The organism is Candidatus Moraniibacteriota bacterium (assembly GCA_016699385.1).
Lineage (GTDB): Bacteria > Patescibacteriota > Minisyncoccia > Moranbacterales > UBA1568.
Window position 1 is genome coordinate 685,152 of the sequence record CP064974.1, and the last position, 19,778, is coordinate 704,929.

The window sequence follows — 19,778 nt, forward strand, 5'->3', positions numbered from 1 at the left end:
GAAAAATACTTCTTTCCAATTTTAAAGGGGCACATCTATTCAGAGTACCCCTCGTTAGTGCCAATGTTGATGATCAACACCGATTCGCATATTTTTGAAGAGCTTCACTCATAGCGCTGTATACGTCGTCGGCGCTACATGTGACATCAAGACAAGGACCAGTTTTTTTGTCACAAAACAACGTTAGCTCAGCATATCCGGAGAGAGAATGTTCCGAAATTAACCTATGGAGAGCATCTTTCAAGGTCACAGCCGACGATTCTTCCTCAAACGGCCCAACAAACGCAATATCGGTTCTCAAACCATACCATTGGTAATTCAGAGCGACTTTTACGAACATATTACATCCCCCTTGATATTTGTACACCTTCGTACCGGAATATCTTATCATATCTATATACTTTTGTCAATATTTCACATACAACAAAAGATGGCTTGCTTAAGCCATTTTTCTTATCAGCACGGGGACTGCGGGACGTAATCACGAACAATTTCTGCCCGAAAATCTTGATGGGACTCCTCGGCATGGGTGCGCGGTTTGAGGTAATGCGGGAGCGAATAGAACGGGTGATGGCGACACGGTAGAGTCTGCAGCATTGGTCTTTCCGTGAAAAAGAAGAACGGAACAAAGTTCAACTAAAAGCCGGGTTGTTTCTTTACACTCTGTACGATGTCTAAAATAAACGCGTCCAAATTTTCTTTTGATATGGATCCATATTTTTTGGAAAGCTCCTTGACGATATTCTCATGTTCGGGATACCCCGCTTCTCGGTTGTTCATCTCCTGCGGCCATGAGGCAGAATTCTGAACGATGGTATTGAAAATTTCCGAAACATGCCACAGAAAAAAATCACTGTCCTCATTTCGATATTCTTGGTGTTTGGCAAGAAAATATTCGTAGAAAATGAAGTGGAGCATTTCGTGGGCGATGATGAAGAGAATATCCGCTCGATTTGCCGGTTCATAGGGAAGCTGAAAGGTCTTGTCTTCCAAAAAACGCGGGTACATACCCCACACGGTTGGAAAGGCAATGTATTTCCCTTCCGGCCAGAAAGAGGAGTCGAACAAAGCGTGCACACCCGCGAAGTAGACTGGTTCGGCAACCCGCCACTTTTCTTCATATTGCTTCAGTCGATCTTTCATAACATCTCGATCGCGATTGTAAATTTCCGAAACGTATGAGGCGATATCGGATTTTTTGCCGATAAATTCGTGATCTCGAAAAAACTTTTTGAGGTTCAGATGATTCTTGAACACCGCCCACTCTAAATTTCGCCCGCCATCAAAGCCAGCTTCTTCTACAAAGGAGAAAAAGGTCGAAATATCTTTTTCGGGCAGTATCGAAAATGAAAGGCGCGGGATATTGGACATAGAAATATATCAGAGTTTTATTGGGCTTGTTATGAGCATTTTAGCGGGAGAGCGGACAAAAAGAAAGGGCAAGGATGGTAGTCCTTGCCCAAGAAACGCGAACATCATATCGCTTACGCGCTGGCTCGATATGACTCCCATATAAGCCATTCCAAGGAACGTTTGCTGTGCGGACAGATGCGTTCATCCGTATTCCAGCGATCGCCGGTTTTTAGCTCGACGCTCGCGGGACATCCTCCGCCGCACATGGCAACCGCCTCGCAGTCGAAGCACTGCTCCATAAAGAGCGGCGATCTCCGCTTCCATGACTCGAACAGACCTTGTTCGACAGGATCATATCCTTCGTTGTACACCGAACCTTGAAAGTACGTCCTCGGCTTGACGAAATCCTGGCACACGCCAACGGTGCCATCTGGAGCTATAACCACTTGGTTTCCTATCACGCCACAATCGGCAAGCATCGGCTCCTGATTCACGAAAGCGTTGACCTTCCTCATCATGCGCTCTTCGTGGATGCCTTTCTCGCGAAACAAGCAAAATGCTCGTATGAGACACTCTGCCGCCCGTTCGAAATATCGATCATCAACGCCTACCGCGGGGTTGTAGTGGAGAATATTGAAGCTGACTCCATCCTGTATGCCGAGATCATCCACAAAGAACGAGAGCACGGCATCGAAATTATCCACAACTTCCGGCGTGAGCGTGGCGGACAGTCCAACAGAGACGCCAGCTGAACGGGCAATATCGTACGCTCGCTTCGCTGAAGAGAAAACATCAACGCCGCGCTTCTTCGCAATGCGGTGCAGATTGTTCAACGCGCGCGGACCGTCAATCGATATTCCCACCGAGACACGGTGCTTGGCAAAAAACTCCGCCAAGTCCTTGGTCATCAAAACGCCGTTCGTCACCACCACAAATTCCGTCTCTTGGGGAAGAATGCCCTGATCCTTCAGAGGGTCGGCGCACTCCATTGCTCTTCGCAAAGCTTTTTGATTGAGAAGCGGTTCGCCGCCGTACATATGGACGATTTTTTTCGAATCCTTCCGTCCGTACCGACTCGCAAGACGACCAAAGAATCGCAGAGCTTGCTCGACTGTCTCCAGAGACATAACGCGCTCTTTGAAATCATGTACGCTCGGCGTGTCTTCGAAACAGTACCGGCACTTCAAGTTGCATCCGTCGGTCAAAAGGAGGTACATGATATTCAGACGAATATCCGAAACAAGACCTTCCCGAAGACGGATCAGCACGTCTCTGTCATTTGTCGAATCTGGAACAAGCAAGCCCTCTTCGACCAGACAGTTGAAAACTTCCTCGCCCACCTCTTCGATAATCGATTCTTTGGAATATGCTGTTTTAAGGCGTTCCAAAACTTCTCCCATTTGCTCATCCAGATACAGCACAGCAAGCGAGAGCGTATGAAGAACGGCGACAATGCCGTCGTTCCGAAACCTCTTGTTCCATCGCGTTACGCGAAACTTTTCGCCGATCATGAAATGCGCTCCTCAAAATTTCAAAGGGGGCGTCAAGAGACGTCCCCAATTTGGTTAATGAACCGACCTACTCGTTGCTAGTTGCAACGCGTGCAGGAGGTATAGCAACACTTGAGGTCGCTGTGACCGGCCGAGACAGAAAGCTTCTCTCCGCGAACCTTCTCACGCTGAACCTTGGACAAAACCAAGGGCTTTTTTTCTCTAGCCTTAGCCATCTTTGATTCCTCTCTTTAAGGTACTGCAACGGGAAAAATCACCATGATTTCTCCTCGTAAAGAAACCGTAGCATGGTATTGTTTTTTAGTCAAGGATTCCTACTATAGATTCTGCGGTATATCCAAAATTTTTCAGAGCCTCATTGATTTCTTGCGCGCATTCCGAAAAGTTGCTTCCTACCGGTATATGGCGTATCGGCAAACCTATTGTTTTGTAGAGTTCATCCACGAATCGGTCGCGCTTTTGTCGGTCTTCTCCTTGGTGCGATTTCCCGTCGAGCTCTACCGCGAGAAGCGGCTTCGTCGTGGCGCGATCGCATATGAGAAAATCGACATGGCGCGACTTGATCCGTCCGCGCGCGCCGTACCCGCCGATTCCATGAGTGGCTTCGACGAAGTCCTCGATGCGAACTTTCGAGAGGACAATATATCGGTCGCCAAGAGTTTTCTGCAGGTTGATGAAAAGCGCCTGCTCCGATTCGTTCATGACTCGATCTTTTTTGCGATAGAGAGAAAAATCAACCGACCGACCGTTTCTGCGAAGAAATGGCTTGATGGCGATAACTATCAAAAGAAAAATGAACAACAAGATAATCCAGAACATAGTTTTCTGTATTAACCTAACAATGACAGCTCTATTTCAAGATGGCTTTTTAACTATAGCAACAACTTTTCCATTAACAAAAATTCGTCAGATGGATGAAGATATATGGGTTCGTAATCATACGAAGAGTCCGCTTTCAAAACTACTTGTTCATTCTCTGAATCATTGATAGACCTTTCATTGTCTCTTGCGCCCATAAACTCCACCTTCGAGCCGGCGTTTATGCCTTTGGAAAAACAAAAAAAACCACCTCCCATGAGGCAGCTTTTCTGTATTGGCGGGGACGACCGGGCTCGAACCGGCGACCTTCTGCGTGACAGGCAGACGCTCTAACCAACTGAGCTACGCCCCCAATATATTCTTCTCTGGCTCTTTCCTTCCACATGGTACCAGGGGCGAGATTCGAACTCGCGACCCCGGGCTTATGAGTCCCGTGCTCTAACCAACTGAGCTACCCTGGCAAAAAATATCACGTATTGAGAAAGAAAACAAGGGCGGAGAAATACCCGCTCCCTATGAGGAGCCTACCAGAAAGCCTCGATTGTTTCAAGTTGGGAAAGAAAAAGGCGCCTCGATACTCCAGGCGCCAACTACGTATACGCATTCAAGCCTCCACCTCCGCGTTTTGCGCGATATCTCGAAGACACGTAGCCACCGCATTCATGAGGTCTATGCAGGCTTCATGAAACGGCTCCCCTTCGCTACGAATATGCTCCATCAAGTCATCAATTTCCTCTGCGATATATTCATCGGCATCCGGTTGGGATACCATCGTCCCAAACCACAGAGACGAATACCGCCGTGCAAGAAGGAGCAAATCGTCTTTCTGGCTATTGGAAAGATTGTACTGCTTCACAAGAGGAGAGACGAGCCCTTCGTGAATTTCCACATCCGAGACCGTCGTTCCCTTCTTTATGTTTTTCGCTAAAAGTGTCATAGTATCCTCCTTAAAAAAGCTGGTATGTTAATGAACCGGAGATGAGTCATCTTTCCCTGGTAACGAAGCAAGGGCATTCCCTATCATCTCCACGCTTTCCTCCATTTTCCCAAGCATTTGACCAATCTCACCTGCCATAAATCGAGAAATTCTCTCGGCCTTTTCCCTTGCCATTATCCCCCGAGACACCTCAATTCGGGCAATCCATTCTCGAAGAACTTCCCCGAGGGTCATACCTTGAGCATCCGCTTTTTCATTGAAATTGTCAATGCTGAGCGGTTTTTCATAACTCAAATCATGCGCAATTTCGTCGAACAAGCACAATGCTACCACAGCAGAAGAAAACTCCTCAGGATCGCGCTGCGAGTCGTTTCGTATGCTATCAAGTGCCTCCTCAAGTGCCATCCCTCGTTTGTATGGGCGGGTCGGATCAGTCAAAGCATCCAGTGTATCACAGAAGCGGATGATTACTGGGGCCACGCGCATCACATGAGCGTCATCCTGATGCTTACGCCTGTGCGTGAGCGTCTTTTCTTGCGTCGCTTGCGCGTGATTCCCGATTTTCTCAAAAAATTCACGCATGAGTGCTTGCGATTCTCCCGCGTGTTCGTTCGCTCCTGTTGCGACAACCTCCCCTCGCACACCCGCCAAGACATCGGGACGAGGGTGGTGATGACCAGCAAAAAGCGCCGAAAAATAATCTCCGTGATTCATAAGAATCCGCTCAGAACGAGTCTGATGTGTATCAAGAATACTTTTGAGCGTCATATCTCCGCTAAAGCCGCCCTGTTCTAGAGCACGAACCTGTTCGCTTACCCAGCTTTCTTCAAAAATGTCCACTTCTTGATCCGCGGGTTTTGATGCGCGCTTTTTGCGATATTCAATATGGAAGAGATCTTTTATGGGCATAAACATGTTCATGCGTCTGCCATCAAGAAGCGCCTCGACAGACGCCCTCGCTTTCTGCATTTTTCCTTCCAGAGAATCATTTTCTTCCACACCCCTCACGACTTCGCCGGAAGAGGCTTCTGAAGAACCTTCGCTCTCGTCATGATGAGAGGAAAGACGCATAAGTATCTTCGCAGCGCGATTCCGATCTGCAGAGTCTTCAGAGACCATTTGCTGTACCAGAAATTCGAAACTTTCACTATCTTGAACTGAATTCTCAAGAACTGATAACGCAATAGTAATCTTCCCCACATCATGAAGGACACATGCACGAAGGAATTCCCTCACAGCAACAGATGCCTCCTGTCCAATCTCTTCTCCGAGAGTGATATCGAAACCAGCAATCGACTTACCGTTGAGGAGAAAAACGCGCTTAAACTTCCGAGAAGCGATTTTGAACGTACTTAGAGAATGCCGAAAGAGCGTCTTCGGTTCATAGAGCCACATACATGCGAGGAGTTTCCAATCATGCGGTTCGAGACACCGATTGAGATCCTCCAAATCCTCGGGAGACAAGAGTGAATTCTCTCCTGAGGTATCCTTGAGTTTCCGCATATCATTCATCATTTCCGCAAGAAACTCCGGGTGATCTTCAACGTTTTTTTCTATGCGTTCTTCCGGAGACGACTCTTCAGCTATTTCTCCGACTGTATTTTGAAATCTCTCCACGTTTTCGGGATGATACATAGGCAAAAAAACAAAGCGCGACACACTGGCAGTGTATCGCTCTTCCCCCCTCTCTTCAAGCGCTCGCCAAGAGAATCTATTCTCCTTCGCTCAAAAAATTTCCTGTTTGCCGATTCCAGAGATTTGCATAGAGCCCGTTTCTTGTAAGAAGCTCGTCGTGCTTCCCTTCTTCTTCTATCTGCCCGTCACGATTGAGAACAAGGATACGGTCGAGCTTGCGGATGGTGCTCAAGCGATGTGCGATGACGACCGCCGTCTTCCCAACCATCAACTCATCGAGCGCCTCCTGTATCGCATGCTCACTCTCCGAATCAAGCGAACTCGTCGCCTCATCCAAAACCAAGATCTCCGCGTCCTTCAGTATCGCGCGTGCAATCGCCACGCGTTGGCGCTCCCCGCCCGAGAGCTTCACCCCGCGCTCACCAACCAAGGTGTCGTATCCATGAGGAAGGCGCGAGATAAAGTCATGCGCCTCGGCCTTCTTCGCCGCCGCAATCACTTCTTCGATCGTCGCCTCCGGCTTGCTATAGGCGATATTTTCTCGGATCGAACGATGAAACAGCATTGGTTCTTGCGGAACATAGGCAATGTGCCGTCGAAGATCATCCTGTCGCACCGCACGAATATCCTGCCCATCGATAGTAATCTTCCCTACCTGCGGATCGACAAATCGCAAAAGGAGCTTCGTCACCGTCGACTTCCCCGCGCCCGATGGACCAACGATTCCCACTTTTTCTCCATCTTGTATTGCGAATGAAAAATCTGTGAACACATTTTCACCATCAGCATAATCAAAAGAAACATTACAAAATTCAATCCGCCCACTCTTCATTCGATCTACTTCCGGATGCTCCGGATCGAAAATGTCCGGCGCCGAATCAAATACCTCTATCATTTCATCAGCATAAGCAAGACTCCCGGTCATTTTCGAAAACACCCGTCCAACAGCAAAAAGCGTATGCGCGATAGAAGAAATATAGATTTGAACAAGAACAACCGTCCCCGTGGAAATCGATCCCGCAATCCAAAACCGAATTGCCCCATACATACCGCCAATCTCCAAAATACTCAAAAGACCAACCTGAACAATAAACGTGAAATTCTGAAAATTCCACGCGCGACGACGCAATCGCTCCTCGACATCGGTTGCTTCCTCAAATTGAGACCGTTCACGAAGACCGGCAGAAAACATCTTGACCGCAAGCATATTTGAGACAACATCGGAGAGTCGCCCAACCACCGTAGAATCCTGTTCTGCGACAGCAAGATCATACGGCGCTTTCTTCTTCGACACCCACCAGGCAGCAAGAAGATAGAAAATAACCCATACAAGAAATGCTCCACCAAGGAAAGGAGACAAGATAAATAATGTCACAAGAATCCCCATCAAGTTAACCAGCGTCATCCATATCGAAAAAACAAACTGATCAAACAAATCCTCGAATGACTTCACATATCGTTTTGCCTTCGCTACCAAACTCCCTACGAAATTCCCCGAGAAAAAATGATAGCTATGTTGCTCCAACGCCGAAAATGTCCGATCGGACACATGCTTCATGATCCGACTCTGCGCATACACTATAGAATAATCTCCCGCTCGATAGAACAGTTGGTACGCCACAATACAAACAACGAGCCAATGGAAATTCTGGAAGAGAAGCTCAACAACATCGCCTCGAACATCCGCGGTAGACACAGTATCGATAATACTCCGATAGACCAATGGGAGAATCGCATTGGAAATCAATGTCGCGAATCCATACGCAACAAACATGAAAAACATCCAAAAGCGATACCCCTTAAATGAAGGTGCATACGATAAAAAAACTCTCACGAGTAAATTATTCGACTTTCGTTCTGACATACACAATTTCTACGGACGAAATATCCCCATCCAAAGACGGGGATATTTCAAAAGCTTTATTCTAAACACTGTTGTGGGGGAAAGATTTTCCCAGTCATCCGACGGAGCATCCGGTTGAATGACCGGATGAGCCTACAATCAACTCAATACTCCTCGTTCTCCATAGTTGCGGGGGCAGGATTTGAACCTGCGACCTCCTGGTTATGAGCCAGGCGAGCTGCCAGACTGCTCCACCCCGCGATATTTGAGTTGCTCTTTTCCGCAACCTGATTTCCAATATTTTTCTCTTTTTCTTGCTGTTAACCTGTCATCGCAATACTCAATAATTTTCACGGACAAAATCTCCTTCTGTCTTGTTGATTGAGTTTTTCCTCTTTTATGTTCACTAAGCCTTCTTTCGAAGTTATCAGTCATTCCAACATACACAGTTCCATTCAAAAAGTAAAGTGCATACACTGTGTACATAAATTTGAACCTGCAACCTCCTGGTTACCTGCCTGCCGGCAGGCAGGTGAGCCAGGCGAGCTGCCAGACTGCTCCACCCCGCGATAAATACTGCGCTATACTTCCCAAGAGTACAGAGAACTCTCAAAAAAGTCAATGTGGGCGTGCCAAGATTCGAACTTGGGACCTCGACATTATCAGTGTCGCGCTCTAACCACCTGAGCTACACGCCCAAAAACCAACAAACGCGCCGAAGCACTTCAGAGAAAACTTACCAGAAAAACACTCCGAATGCAAGGCTAGCACTCCAAGAGATGACCATTCTCCTTGAGCCACCGTCGTTCTCGCTCAAAGTTGGGACACATAACCGCGACCGCTTGCCAAAACTTCCGCGAATGATTGGGATGCGCGAGATGTGCAAGTTCATGAGCAACCACGTAATCAATAACCGAAATCGGCGCCATCACCAAACGAAAAGTGAAGTTGAGATTCCCCTTCCCACTACATGACCCCCAGCGCGTCCGTGCGGTATTTATCCTGACTGAGCGATACACGAGCCCGTGCTTCTGTACAAAAAATGCGACGCGCTCCAAGAGAACTTTCTTCGCCTCTCGCCTATACCACGCAAGCAATCGATCTTTTGCTCGGCTCAGAAATCGCTCTGCAAGAACAAATTCGCCATTCGAAAAATTCAGAGAGTACTTCCCTGTTGCCGATATTCGAAGTGGGTATTGCTCTCCAAGATACCAGAAGCGTTCACCTTCACCGTATTGGTGCAAAGATACACGAAGATGAGCTTGCATCCGTTCCAGCGTCCGACGAATCCAATCAACATTGCGTTCAACAAATGATTCGATACATCCGACCGACGTCCATATTGGCGCTCGCACCGTAAGTGTTGCATCACGCGTCACAGAAAGCGCGACGCTCTTTCGCTTCGAGCGCACGAGTGTATAAGGAAATGACGACATAGAAATCTTCCCTTACTACAAATCCATCTCAGCATTACCCGAACGCAAAAGTTCGACAAGTTTCTCCGACACGAAATCCGCGGTATCCATTGGTGATTGAGACTTATTTTCGATATGAATGAGATTTTTGTTGGGAAAAATCCCCTGTGGTGGACTGTAGGAGATTCGAACTCCTGACCCCCGCATTGCAAATGCGGTGCTCTACCAACTGAGCTAACAGCCCAAAAAACACACGATATTCAAAATTCAAAGAGCGAAAAATGCGCTCTTTAAAAGTGCCTCCATTGTAGGGAAAAGAAAGCAATTTGTCCACTCAAGCAAAATCCCGACAGAATATGTCGGGATTTTCTTGTTGAGAGGATGTCTCCCTGTATGGGAGAAAGGGCGGAGATCTCCGTCCCTCTTGTATTGAGGGGCTCGTCCGATAAAGGACAAAGCGATGAGTGGTGGCAAATTGTATATTAGTATTGGTGTTTACATAGGCGTGGCGTTTCGTGAAGAATTGAGATGAACACGATGAAGGAGCAAGCGATATACAATACCTGCTGCCACAATTTCGAGGCATCCAATGAGTCCAAGCGCTATCATGCCAATCGTACGAACCACTGTTTCCGACAACAGAAAGGTCGGAAAGGCTGTTAAAAAGTAATCATCGCGAGGAAGTGAAGTCGTCTCTGTACGACTTGCAAGAGGAGCTGCTGAAATATCCACATGAGAAGGATGATTCATTGCTTCAGTCTGCTCACGAGAAGCTACTGCTCCTGAAACCACTGGAGAATCATTCGAGATATTCTTCCAAGGAGACGTATCAGCAATCGATTCACCAAATCGAGTTCCAAAAAGCTCGACCGTGAGAATCGTTGTCTTCCCATTCCAAGGAATCTCGGCAACTGCGATACCCGTTTCAACATATTTCGGGGAAAGAATATTCTCTCGATGCTTCTCACTTGCCATCCATGCTGATTCTTCACTTTCCACGTTTGTAAAATGAATTGCGAGATTCTCTCCGGCATAGCGATAGGTATACCCTGCCTTCTCGAAGAAATACCAAGGCGTCGTGCCATCTGGCGACGTATGGGAGAAATATTCTTTTGTCGCCATATCCTTTGCCTTCGCTGCTGCCGCCTCAGAAAGAGTCTCGTCAAGACGAAGAGGAGAGAGTCCGGCTGCCACACGATCCTGATTGACCTGATCAGCAACCTCTTGAGAGGAAAACGTCCCTGATTCCGCAAAAGCCTGCATAGGAACAAAAAGAAGCATGGCGAGAGCGACACCTTTTGTGAAGCATGTGGCAAATTGAAGGCAAATGTGTTTCATAGGGCTTCCCCACAGGGGAAATGCTTAAAAAAAGAGGAAACGGGCGTTGTTCACCCGTTTCCTCATTGATTACACATCCATTATACCCCAGAAAACCACCCTTGTCAAACTAGACAAAGAAAATCGCGCCTCCTCACCGCGACTTTCCAGTCCTCCCTCTTCACCTCTATCAAACAACATCGAAAATCTTATGGACCAAAAAACACATCTCGAAAGGTCTCCGGCGTCTTTTCGTGTTCCGCCACTCGCGCATCAAGCATACCAAGCGCTGAATTGAATCGTTCCTGTTGAAACTTCACTTGCTTGTTCTTGGACAGCCGATAGGATTGTTCTTCATCGGCACTCCAGTGAAACGCATACAGACTCTGATACCACGAAAAAACTCCCAAACCGGCAACAACAAGAAAAAGGAGGAGGAATACCCATGAGCTCCACTGCCGCCACCAAAGCCCTGCAACTCCAAGCGACCTCGAAAGAGAAAAATTCTTCGGAAGAGAAAGTGTCAACATAGCGCGTATGATAAAACTAGGGAGTGGTATAGATAACCGTCGAAAAAGATGCCTGCACTTCTGGAGGACGCTCTGGAGATACTTGCACATCCTGAGGAGATGCTACCGACACAGAGGACGATTTCACAGCAAAAGGACTCGATGAAACACCAGACACAGAAACCGGCACTGACTGCCCATCATCCGCTGTTTCTGCTGGAGAAATCTCCACAGACAACACATCGAGCAATACCGGCATCGTATCGAGCTTCTGAAGAAATGCAAGCACATGATTATACGTACCCGTTACCTTGAACGTGATAAAGATAGATCGCTCTTCTGGCAACAACGACACAAGTATATCTTTTGTCGGTGCCTCCCCCGTTTTTTCTGAGGACGCCGGTTCATCACTCGTTGGTACAACACTCTTCACCAACATCTTCTTTGCCGGAGGAGCCGCAAGAAGTGAAGTTGGAGAAGCCTCAGAGAGTACGGAAACACCAAGCTCCTGTCCAATTGACTCAAGAGACTCTACCAGCGAAACAATATGATCTTTCGGCAAAAAAACTTCGAGCTTTCCGTCCGCCGCCTGGATACGCTCCCACGTCTCACGCATGTTAGAAATCCCTGCTGATTGCTCTTCGAGCATCTTTCTATCAACCATCGCCTGTTGAATCGACTCCATCTTTCCTTGATTGTTCTCCAAGATACGAACGACACCGAAGTAGATAAGCGCCACAAAAAACCCCGTCATACCAAGAGCGACGATAATTTCCCGTGATTGTTTCCAAAAAATTAACATACCAGGAAGATAAGAAATCTTTAACAAGAAGCAAGCACACCTCGCAATCTCTACTCTTTCTGAGTGTCAACAAGGCACGATTTCCGTATAGTGGCGCTTAGCTGAAAATCGATATCTTCTTTCACAAGTTTGTCAGAGAGCGGTACCGTCGCATTCAAAAAACAATCAGAGTTATTCATAGAATTTTCAAGAGCGAGCAGTGCCTCACGATTCGGCGCCGTACCGCTTGCTGAAAATGAAAGATCATTTCCGGCAAGCACCTTTGTATAGAACACTCCAAGAGGTGTCGCTCTATCAATTACCTGAAAGAAATGTGTCCATGAAACATGCTCTCCAAGAAGTCGGGAAATTTCTGATACTTGTTTATTGGTGTCTTGAAAAGTTTTCTCATATGACTCGATTTCTTTCTTTCCAGAAACAGTGGACGTCCCATCATTGGATAAGAGACCCTGCGCCGCCGACAACTGTGAAGAAAGGAGCGCAGAAATACCAAGAAGCGCACAGCAATAGAAAAATCCGAGGAAAATAATACCAGAACCCTGCGCAACAACCATGCGAAAGCGCGTTTGCTTTCGCATCTCTGATTTTTTTTCAGCTGGAAGAAGATTAAGCAGGATTTTCATAGTTTCGTATACCGCGGAGCGCAAGTCCAAGCGCCGTTGAGTACTGCACTGACTGCTTTTTATTGATTACAGGGATAGATTTCCCAATGTGGAGATTGACCCAAGGGTTTCCAAATTCAACAGGCTTTCCCATTTTCCTTGCAAGATACGGGAGTATGCCACGCATATTGGAGCCACCACCACATAGAACCACTTTGTCTACCGCCGAAGAATACCGAAGCGTATTGAGATAGAAGTCCACCGACCTCTCCATCTCTGCTGTAAGACTCGAAAGCACTGGCTCCACCATACAAAAAAGCGGGTCGCCTTTCGTCTGTGAACCAATACCCTCAGAAATCTTGATACGTTCTGCTTCCTCAAACGGCACATTCATTCCCTTTGCAATAGAGTCAGTAATCATCTGAGACGAAAGCGGAATACTTGATGTAAAAACAGGAATATTCCCAAGCGCAATCAAAAAACTCGTTCGCCGATCGCCGATATCAATAATGAGCGTCGTCACATCGCTTTCTTCTTCAGGAAGGAGAATACGCGCCTGCGCAATCGATTCCGTTTCAAAGCCCACTACCTCAAGCCCGGCGGATTCGAGCGCACCGACAAACTGATCGACAACCGATCGCGCAACTGCCACAACCAGAACACTCATTTTTCCCGCATCTCGAGTGATATTGCGATCAAGAATTTGATAATCGTAGTACACCTGATCAAGCGTAAGTGGAATATTCGCCTCAATTTCCCATTTAATCGCTTCCGTCACCTCGTCCGCATCCATCTTCGGCAAACTCACAATACGCAAGAACGCCTTCGTCTCCGGCAATGAACAAAAAACGCGACGAGAATGAATCTTCCCTGGACCTGCCACCTGAAGAAGTGCCTTCACGCCAGCAATAACCGCTTCTTCTTTCAAAATTTTTCCATCAGACACGGATTCAAATGGGAGGTTGACGGCGCCATAACTCACAATCTTATCCCGCTCGCCCTCTTCATCAAGAAACACTGCCTTAAGAGACAGGTCGCTCAAATCCAACCCAAACGGTCGTGGCGTGAGTCGAAAGATATTTCTATTCCAAAGAGACATTTTGTTTGAATTTGTTTTGACGAACAATGCCTATTCATTTTATCACAGCTCTTCCCACAAATCTATCAGATACTGCTTTCCTGTCGGGAAATATGGTGGTGGCGAAATAGAAAGATTTTCATCGAAATGAAGTTCGCGATCCTGATACCCTGTACCGTCCGTATATCCAAATCCAATACGTCCTTTCGATGCTATAGCACCAAAGATAGTAATCTTATTTTTTATATTCCCGTAATTCGCCCGCTGCACCGCACCCTTCTGAGCAAGAAGCGCCCCGTTTATCTCTAGGTTATTTGCAGAATCATAAGGAAAATCTATCGATCCCTCCGCAATAAATCCAAGCGCTTCTTGTCCGCCACTTCCATTCTTATATACTGCGCCGTCAATAATGTAAAGATTGGGATCGGTTCCAAATTCAAGGTCAGTAACAGCAAGAGTCATTCGTTCAGCATCCACCTCCACTCCAGATACACCCTTACCGTCAAACCATACAGTATCTTCCACAAAAATAAGCCCCTTAGAAGGGAAATCTTTAGAGATTTTTGTAGAGTTATCAAGCTTGGTAATAGTATTTCGACTACTGTTAATTGTTTTTACCTCAGTAATGTCATATCCTGTTGGCTTGAAAGTGACAAGATATCCATACTGACCGCTTGGTCCGTAGTAGTGCGCTGCTGACCCGCTATTCTTTGCAATATCCTTCATGTACGAAAGGTCAGCAGTCACACTATTGAAATCAATAGTTGTCACGGGAAAGTTTTTTCCACCAAGAAATACTGAGTTACCAAGCGTTGTATTGTATTCCGTCCCCGGCCAATCACCTGTCCAAACTCCCGGACGTTCACAGCTATTTACAGTCGACGTATCAGGATCGTCATAGCATGTCACCCCAGCAGACACAACATTATGTGCCACACCATCAAAACGGATACCGCCATTCCCATGCATCGGACCAAAAATCTCTGTTGAACTACTCAATCGAAACGGATCGTTCCCAAGAATCATATACTCGCTCCAACTTGGTCGACGAAATCGAACCCGTATAGTGCGCGTATGACTCGGGTATTGATATGTCCACCCGGTCGACTCAAGCGTGAAGAGCGTTGAATTTGCCACGGGCGGTGTCACTGTAATGCGATATTTCCCCAATCCCTGGAAATCATCTTCATAATCACTCCCGACACCAAGTGGCGACGGACTCGTAGATTGCCAAAATTCATTAATCTGCTCCGTATTTTTCCCATCAAGCTGATGAGCAATGTACCATCGATAGAAATGCGCCCCCGCCTCCGCTACTTGAAGCGACTGCTCCCGAGAAGCTACAAACAATCCGTATTTCAAATGTGACACAACATACGAAATAACACCGGAGAATATAATCGTTGCTATCGTCGTCACGACAAGCACAAACACCAGTGCAGACCCACGAATCTTTGACAGACGCCGAGAAAATATAGTACGCAAGAAAGAAAATGGTAGAGACATAGGTTTATTTTCTCCAGAGATTTCTCAAGGAAGCAAATGATGAGATTTCAACAGCATGTGAACCCGCGAGAGGAGTTGCATCAACTAAAATAGAAACATGAACCATACGGACATCTGCGAGTGTTGGTGTTGCTGAAAGTGCAGCGTTGGTCCTGTCATAATAGGAAAAAACTGGTTCAGAACCATCATTCACAACAGAAGTAGCAACAACAGATACTGAATCATCACTTGCTGGATATGTTGGTGGCGTCGTCGTCGATGGATTAGTCACTCCATATTTAATAGTCTTTGGCGTAGTGGATGTATCATAAAATAAATGCACTCGTTCTATTATTCCATCATGATTCTCATCGGCAAAAAATGAAAATTCTGTTGCCGTTGCCTGCGCAACAGGAAACGAGCCATCAGCACCTGTTTGCGCATTACGTATAAGATCCACCATTCCCTCAACACCACGTGATGCTGCAAACGAGTCCTGTCCAGTCTGCATTGTAAATGACTGTGTTCGCCAGACACTTGCCAAGAACGTCGACATGCCAAGCATAACAATCGACAGAATACCCATTGCCACAATGAGTTCCACCAAGGACATACCTCGAAGAGATGCTCGCGCCATATTGAACTCCAAACAAAATAACATTCCTTACCAAGTATCACTCAGTATCATAAAGCAATAAGTGTCACCGATTCCTCAACAAGTCCATCTGAGATTGTCACCGTTCCGCTCTTGTTTTGATATCCAGTTGTTGTTATCTCATAGGAGTAGTCCTGAAGCAAAAGTGTTTCGCTTTCATCATGTGGGAAATACACCTTTCCAAACTGATCCGTCGTCGACGTATGGTCATACCCACTCGGATTAAGCGCATCAAAAAATCTCACTGAAGCATCCGGCACTGGAGACGTACCATCGGTCACTGTAAAGAATGCTCCCGGACGGGCATCGTCTATCGCAACCAGTGTAAAAGTATTCGGAGTCCCATCTGTACCGACTGATACAGAAAACGCATCCAAAACCGTTGCTGGATCAAGCTTCCAGTACCGGTAGGTTGAAGGAGAAATCGATGAACTCTCAACGAAATACGCTCCCGGCGGTGCGTTTGAAAGTGATACTTCACCCGTCACAGCTGTTGGAGAAAGTGAATATACCGGGCTATTTCCATCAGAAGGATTCGTCCCAAGAAGTCGTCCACCCGCAATCGAATAACTTACGGTATCCAGTGTGTCCCCAGACAATACTTCTTTTGGAGAAAATGCAATTGTGTATGACTGATCCATCGTAAACGACACCGTTTGTAATTGACCCGACAGAATAGAAACATGCTTATAAATCGGATCAAGCGTTGACGTCGCATCAAGCGTTTCAACAGGCTCATATCCGGACTTCGAAAGCGACACCTTGTACCGCGGCGTGAGTCTTTCATCAAGACCCACAAACAAACAGCTGCCGCTTTCGGTAATACATTGTGTCTGATTACTGCTATCGAGATCAGTCACCGTTACTGTCACCGAAGACACGCTTGTGCCACTCGAATCAGAGACATTAACAACAAGATTGCCGCCACCAGCTGTTGTTTCTATACCATCGGGAACAAAACGCGTCGTCAGAGTAATGGCCTCTGTATCTGTCGCTCCCCACGATACTTTCACTGTCACTTTCTTCGAATCATTGGGCACTATATCATTTGGCGACCCCCCTGCCGTCCCATCAAATGGGTCATCAATATTCTGCACAATTGTTTTCACTGTAAACGATGATCCAGCAGAAGAGACCGTTTTCTCTCGTTCGCTCGCCGGAAGCGTCCCACGAAGCGCTGTCGATATCTCATCTACAAAGCCAACATCGGTATAGGCGAGATTTCGAAGTTTTTCAAACTGTTCATTGGCTACAGAAACAGCAGCAAGCCGGCGCTTGGAGTCAAGCGCGAGTCGAGCGCCATTTGAATAGACCTCATAGAAAGACAAGGTAATAATCGAAAAAATTGCGAGCACGAGGAGTCCTTCGATAATCGTCATGCCTTTCTGGTTTTTTTTCTGTTGCATGTGACAGTCACAATGGAAGAAAGCGTCATTTGATATTCTCCAACACAGAGTACATCGGCTGCAACATCGCAACCGCAAAAAATCCGACACCACCACCAATCAAAAGCATAAGTATCGGCTCGATAATAGAAGACATGTTCTTGGTAATCTGCGTCACTTCGTCTTCATAAAATGTCGCAAGCTTCTCAAGTACCATTTCAGTTTTCCCTGTTTCCTCACCAACCGCAATCATTTGAGGGACAAGAAGTGGAAAAATCCGCGGATACCGCAAGATAACCACGCTCAATTCCGTCCCGCGTTGTATCTCGCCGATTGCCTGCGTAATGGAGTTTTTGTATGCATCATTTGAAAGCACGCGCGAAACGATGCCAAGTCCGTCAACTACCGAGACACCACTTCGCAGAAGTGAACTGTAAATACGTGCAAACCGAGCGCAATTCACTTTGACAACGATATTTCCCACAATGGGCATATAGAGGAGCGAAATACTAAACGCACGCTTCCCTGCCGCCGTGCTCAGAAACATCTTCCCCGCGATAATACCACCAAGAACAAGAGCAATACTCGCAATGTAGTGCCCACGCAGAAAGTCGCTGATACCAATAATAAAAACTGTCATTGCTGGCAACTCGACATCCATATCTTTAAAGGTGCCCACGATACTTGGCAGAATATATGTGAGCATGAGTATGGCGATACCAACCATCGCCACCAAGATGACTGCCGGATAAATAAGCGCGCCCTTCACCTTGCTCGTGATATCATGCTCTTTCTCCAATTGCGTCGCCAAAATTTCGAGTACCATTTCCAGGTTTCCCGATACCTCACCGACATATACCATGTTGACAAAGAGCTCATTGAAAACGGATGGGAAGCGCGCCATACCTTCAGAAAGCGTCTTTCCGGTTTGAATATCAGCATGAACCGACTCGAGAATATTTTGAAATTTTTTATTTTTTGTCTGCGTGCTGAGATTTTTGAGAGCACGAGACATTGTCAGCCCCGATGACACCATGACCGCGAGATTCCGCGTAAAAACCATCTTCTCTTTGAGAGACACGGATGTGAAACGATCAAAGAACTTCACATGAACACCATGCAATTCTTCTTCAATCACTTTGATCGAAGTCGGCACGAAATCCTCAGCAGCAAGTGCCGCGGCAACACCTTTTTCGTCCTTCGCAGTAACCTCGCCACCTTTCGACTCTCCGGTTTTGAGATTTTTTGCAGTATAAAGATACTTCGGCATAATTCACACAAAGATATATGCCCAAATTATACCACAGTTTTGTCAAAAAATTTCAGATACAATCCATAACCCTTTGCTTCGAGTTCTTCTTTGGGGACGAACCTGAGCGCGGCGGAGTTCATGCAGTAGCGTTTGCCGCCCTTGTCTGCCGGACCGTCATCGAAAACATGTCCCAAATGTGAATTTCCTTTCTTTGATCGCACTTCCGTTCGCACTGAAGTCAGCTCCGTATCATCGTGAAGTGAAACTGCATCCGAATCAATCGGCTTCACAAATGAAGGCCAGCCCGTCCCGGAATCATATTTATCTTTCGAGAGAAACAATGGCTCGCCAGAAACCACATCGACATACAACCCCTCCGCTTTGTTGTTGCAGTATTCATTTTCAAACGGTCGTTCCGTTCCGGCGTTCTGCGTCACTTCATACTGAAGCGGAGAAAGCTTCGCACGCAATTCTTCTTTCGAAAGCTTCTCCAAGGAATCCTCACTCGATGCAGATTCAAAAACCGCAGACATTCCGTCGTGATGCGCCGCGATAAACGCTTCGCGCCCAGAACCTGTTCGATACGCCTGATACCGAAGCGGATTCTTCGCGGCATAGCCTTGGTGAAAATCTTCCGCTCGCCAAAATTTCACCCTCGGCACAATGAGAAGAGCAAGCGGTTTGTCATAGATTTTCTGCGCCTCCACATCTCGCACTACCCTCTCGGCAATATGTTTCTCCTCCTCGGTGTCGAAATAAATCGCCGGCGCATACTGCTCTCCACGATCAGCAAACAAGCCATTCGCATCCGTTGGGTCGCTATAGAAAATAATATGCTCTACCAAACTCCGATACGAAGTCTTCGTTGGGTCATACGTCACCTCAACCACTTCGCGATGTCCACCCTTGGCATAATTCTCATACGTCGGATTCTCCGTCGTCCCGCCCGCATATCCCGACTCAACCTTCACGATGCCTGAGAGCTTCTCAAAATCCGCCTCCACACACCAAAAACACCCCCCAGCAAACATCGCCGTTTTGTATTCCGAAAGTTGTTTCACCTGCCGAGACAAAGAATCTTGCGAAGACTGCGTCATAGAAAAATATCAAAAGTTGGAACACTCACATCACCAAAGAAAGTATACCAAACAATCTCACCAACCAAAAAAACTCCCCCGCC

General features: G+C 46.8%; 18 protein-coding genes and 5 tRNA genes. All 23 read right to left on the reverse strand.

Annotated features, from left to right (window positions below; translation table 11 throughout):
• Window positions 1-636 precede the first annotated feature (636 nt).
• The 23 genes from IPJ67_03295 to msrB all read right to left on the reverse strand — a co-directional run bounded on the left by IPJ67_03295 (window position 637) and on the right by msrB (window position 19,695).
• Window positions 637-1,371, reverse strand: coding sequence for a hypothetical protein (locus IPJ67_03295; protein QQR77152.1), 735 nt, complete (start codon window positions 1,369-1,371; stop codon window positions 637-639).
• A gap of 113 nt (window positions 1,372-1,484) precedes the next feature.
• Window positions 1,485-2,864 carry a radical SAM protein gene (locus IPJ67_03300; GenBank protein QQR77153.1) on the reverse strand — a complete coding sequence of 460 codons (1,380 nt, stop codon included), beginning with the start codon at window positions 2,862-2,864 and terminating at the stop codon, window positions 1,485-1,487.
• Between the two features lie 300 nt (window positions 2,865-3,164).
• A complete protein-coding gene (locus tag IPJ67_03305) occupies window positions 3,165-3,683 on the reverse strand; it encodes a DUF2726 domain-containing protein (GenBank protein QQR77154.1) in 519 nt (172 codons plus the stop codon).
• 275 nt (window positions 3,684-3,958) lie between these two features.
• Window positions 3,959-4,035, reverse strand: a tRNA-Asp gene (locus tag IPJ67_03310).
• A gap of 32 nt (window positions 4,036-4,067) precedes the next feature.
• Window positions 4,068-4,144: transfer RNA gene (locus IPJ67_03315), tRNA-Met, on the reverse strand.
• A 143-nt stretch (window positions 4,145-4,287) separates the two neighbouring features.
• Window positions 4,288-4,620, reverse strand: a complete 333-nt coding sequence (locus IPJ67_03320) for a hypothetical protein (GenBank protein ID QQR77155.1) — start codon at window positions 4,618-4,620, stop codon at window positions 4,288-4,290.
• A gap of 27 nt (window positions 4,621-4,647) precedes the next feature.
• Window positions 4,648-6,255 (reverse strand): hypothetical protein, encoded by a 1,608-nt coding sequence (locus IPJ67_03325; GenBank protein ID QQR77156.1) that lies wholly within the window; start codon window positions 6,253-6,255, stop codon window positions 4,648-4,650.
• Between the two features lie 76 nt (window positions 6,256-6,331).
• Complete coding sequence (locus IPJ67_03330; GenBank protein ID QQR77157.1) at window positions 6,332-8,119, reverse strand: ABC transporter ATP-binding protein; 1,788 nt, start codon at window positions 8,117-8,119, stop codon at window positions 6,332-6,334.
• A 166-nt stretch (window positions 8,120-8,285) separates the two neighbouring features.
• Window positions 8,286-8,359 (reverse strand) — tRNA-Met (locus IPJ67_03335).
• On the reverse strand, window positions 8,321-8,584 hold the full coding sequence (locus tag IPJ67_03340; protein ID QQR78037.1) for a GIY-YIG nuclease family protein: 264 nt from the start codon (window positions 8,582-8,584) through the stop codon (window positions 8,321-8,323). Before IPJ67_03340 ends, IPJ67_03335 begins: the two co-directional genes overlap by 39 nt.
• Before the next feature lie 138 nt (window positions 8,585-8,722).
• Window positions 8,723-8,796 (reverse strand) — tRNA-Ile (locus tag IPJ67_03345).
• 66 nt (window positions 8,797-8,862) lie between these two features.
• Complete coding sequence (locus IPJ67_03350) at window positions 8,863-9,534, reverse strand: M48 family metallopeptidase (protein ID QQR77158.1); 672 nt, start codon at window positions 9,532-9,534, stop codon at window positions 8,863-8,865.
• Between the two features lie 147 nt (window positions 9,535-9,681).
• A tRNA-Ala gene (locus tag IPJ67_03355) sits at window positions 9,682-9,757 on the reverse strand.
• A 251-nt stretch (window positions 9,758-10,008) separates the two neighbouring features.
• Window positions 10,009-10,851 (reverse strand): hypothetical protein, encoded by an 843-nt coding sequence (locus tag IPJ67_03360; protein ID QQR77159.1) that lies wholly within the window; start codon window positions 10,849-10,851, stop codon window positions 10,009-10,011.
• A 188-nt stretch (window positions 10,852-11,039) separates the two neighbouring features.
• Complete coding sequence (locus IPJ67_03365; protein ID QQR77160.1) at window positions 11,040-11,360, reverse strand: hypothetical protein; 321 nt, start codon at window positions 11,358-11,360, stop codon at window positions 11,040-11,042.
• A gap of 16 nt (window positions 11,361-11,376) precedes the next feature.
• Window positions 11,377-12,141 (reverse strand): hypothetical protein, encoded by a 765-nt coding sequence (locus tag IPJ67_03370; GenBank protein QQR77161.1) that lies wholly within the window; start codon window positions 12,139-12,141, stop codon window positions 11,377-11,379.
• 50 nt (window positions 12,142-12,191) lie between these two features.
• Window positions 12,192-12,719: a hypothetical protein gene (locus IPJ67_03375; GenBank protein ID QQR77162.1), complete on the reverse strand. Its 528-nt coding sequence runs from the start codon at window positions 12,717-12,719 to the stop codon at window positions 12,192-12,194.
• A gap of 28 nt (window positions 12,720-12,747) precedes the next feature.
• Window positions 12,748-13,842, reverse strand: coding sequence for a type IV pilus assembly protein PilM (pilM, locus tag IPJ67_03380; protein ID QQR77163.1), 1,095 nt, complete (start codon window positions 13,840-13,842; stop codon window positions 12,748-12,750).
• A gap of 42 nt (window positions 13,843-13,884) precedes the next feature.
• Window positions 13,885-15,327: a hypothetical protein gene (locus IPJ67_03385; GenBank protein QQR77164.1), complete on the reverse strand. Its 1,443-nt coding sequence runs from the start codon at window positions 15,325-15,327 to the stop codon at window positions 13,885-13,887.
• 4 nt (window positions 15,328-15,331) lie between these two features.
• Window positions 15,332-15,943 carry a prepilin-type N-terminal cleavage/methylation domain-containing protein gene (locus IPJ67_03390; protein QQR77165.1) on the reverse strand — a complete coding sequence of 204 codons (612 nt, stop codon included), beginning with the start codon at window positions 15,941-15,943 and terminating at the stop codon, window positions 15,332-15,334.
• Window positions 15,944-15,990: 47 nt separating this feature from the next.
• Window positions 15,991-17,367 (reverse strand): prepilin-type N-terminal cleavage/methylation domain-containing protein, encoded by a 1,377-nt coding sequence (locus IPJ67_03395; protein ID QQR77166.1) that lies wholly within the window; start codon window positions 17,365-17,367, stop codon window positions 15,991-15,993.
• Window positions 17,368-17,392: 25 nt separating this feature from the next.
• Window positions 17,393-18,616, reverse strand: a complete 1,224-nt coding sequence (locus tag IPJ67_03400; GenBank protein ID QQR77167.1) for a type II secretion system F family protein — start codon at window positions 18,614-18,616, stop codon at window positions 17,393-17,395.
• Between the two features lie 26 nt (window positions 18,617-18,642).
• A complete protein-coding gene (gene msrB / locus IPJ67_03405; GenBank protein ID QQR77168.1) occupies window positions 18,643-19,695 on the reverse strand; it encodes a peptide-methionine (R)-S-oxide reductase MsrB in 1,053 nt (350 codons plus the stop codon).
• Window positions 19,696-19,778: the final 83 nt, after the last annotated feature.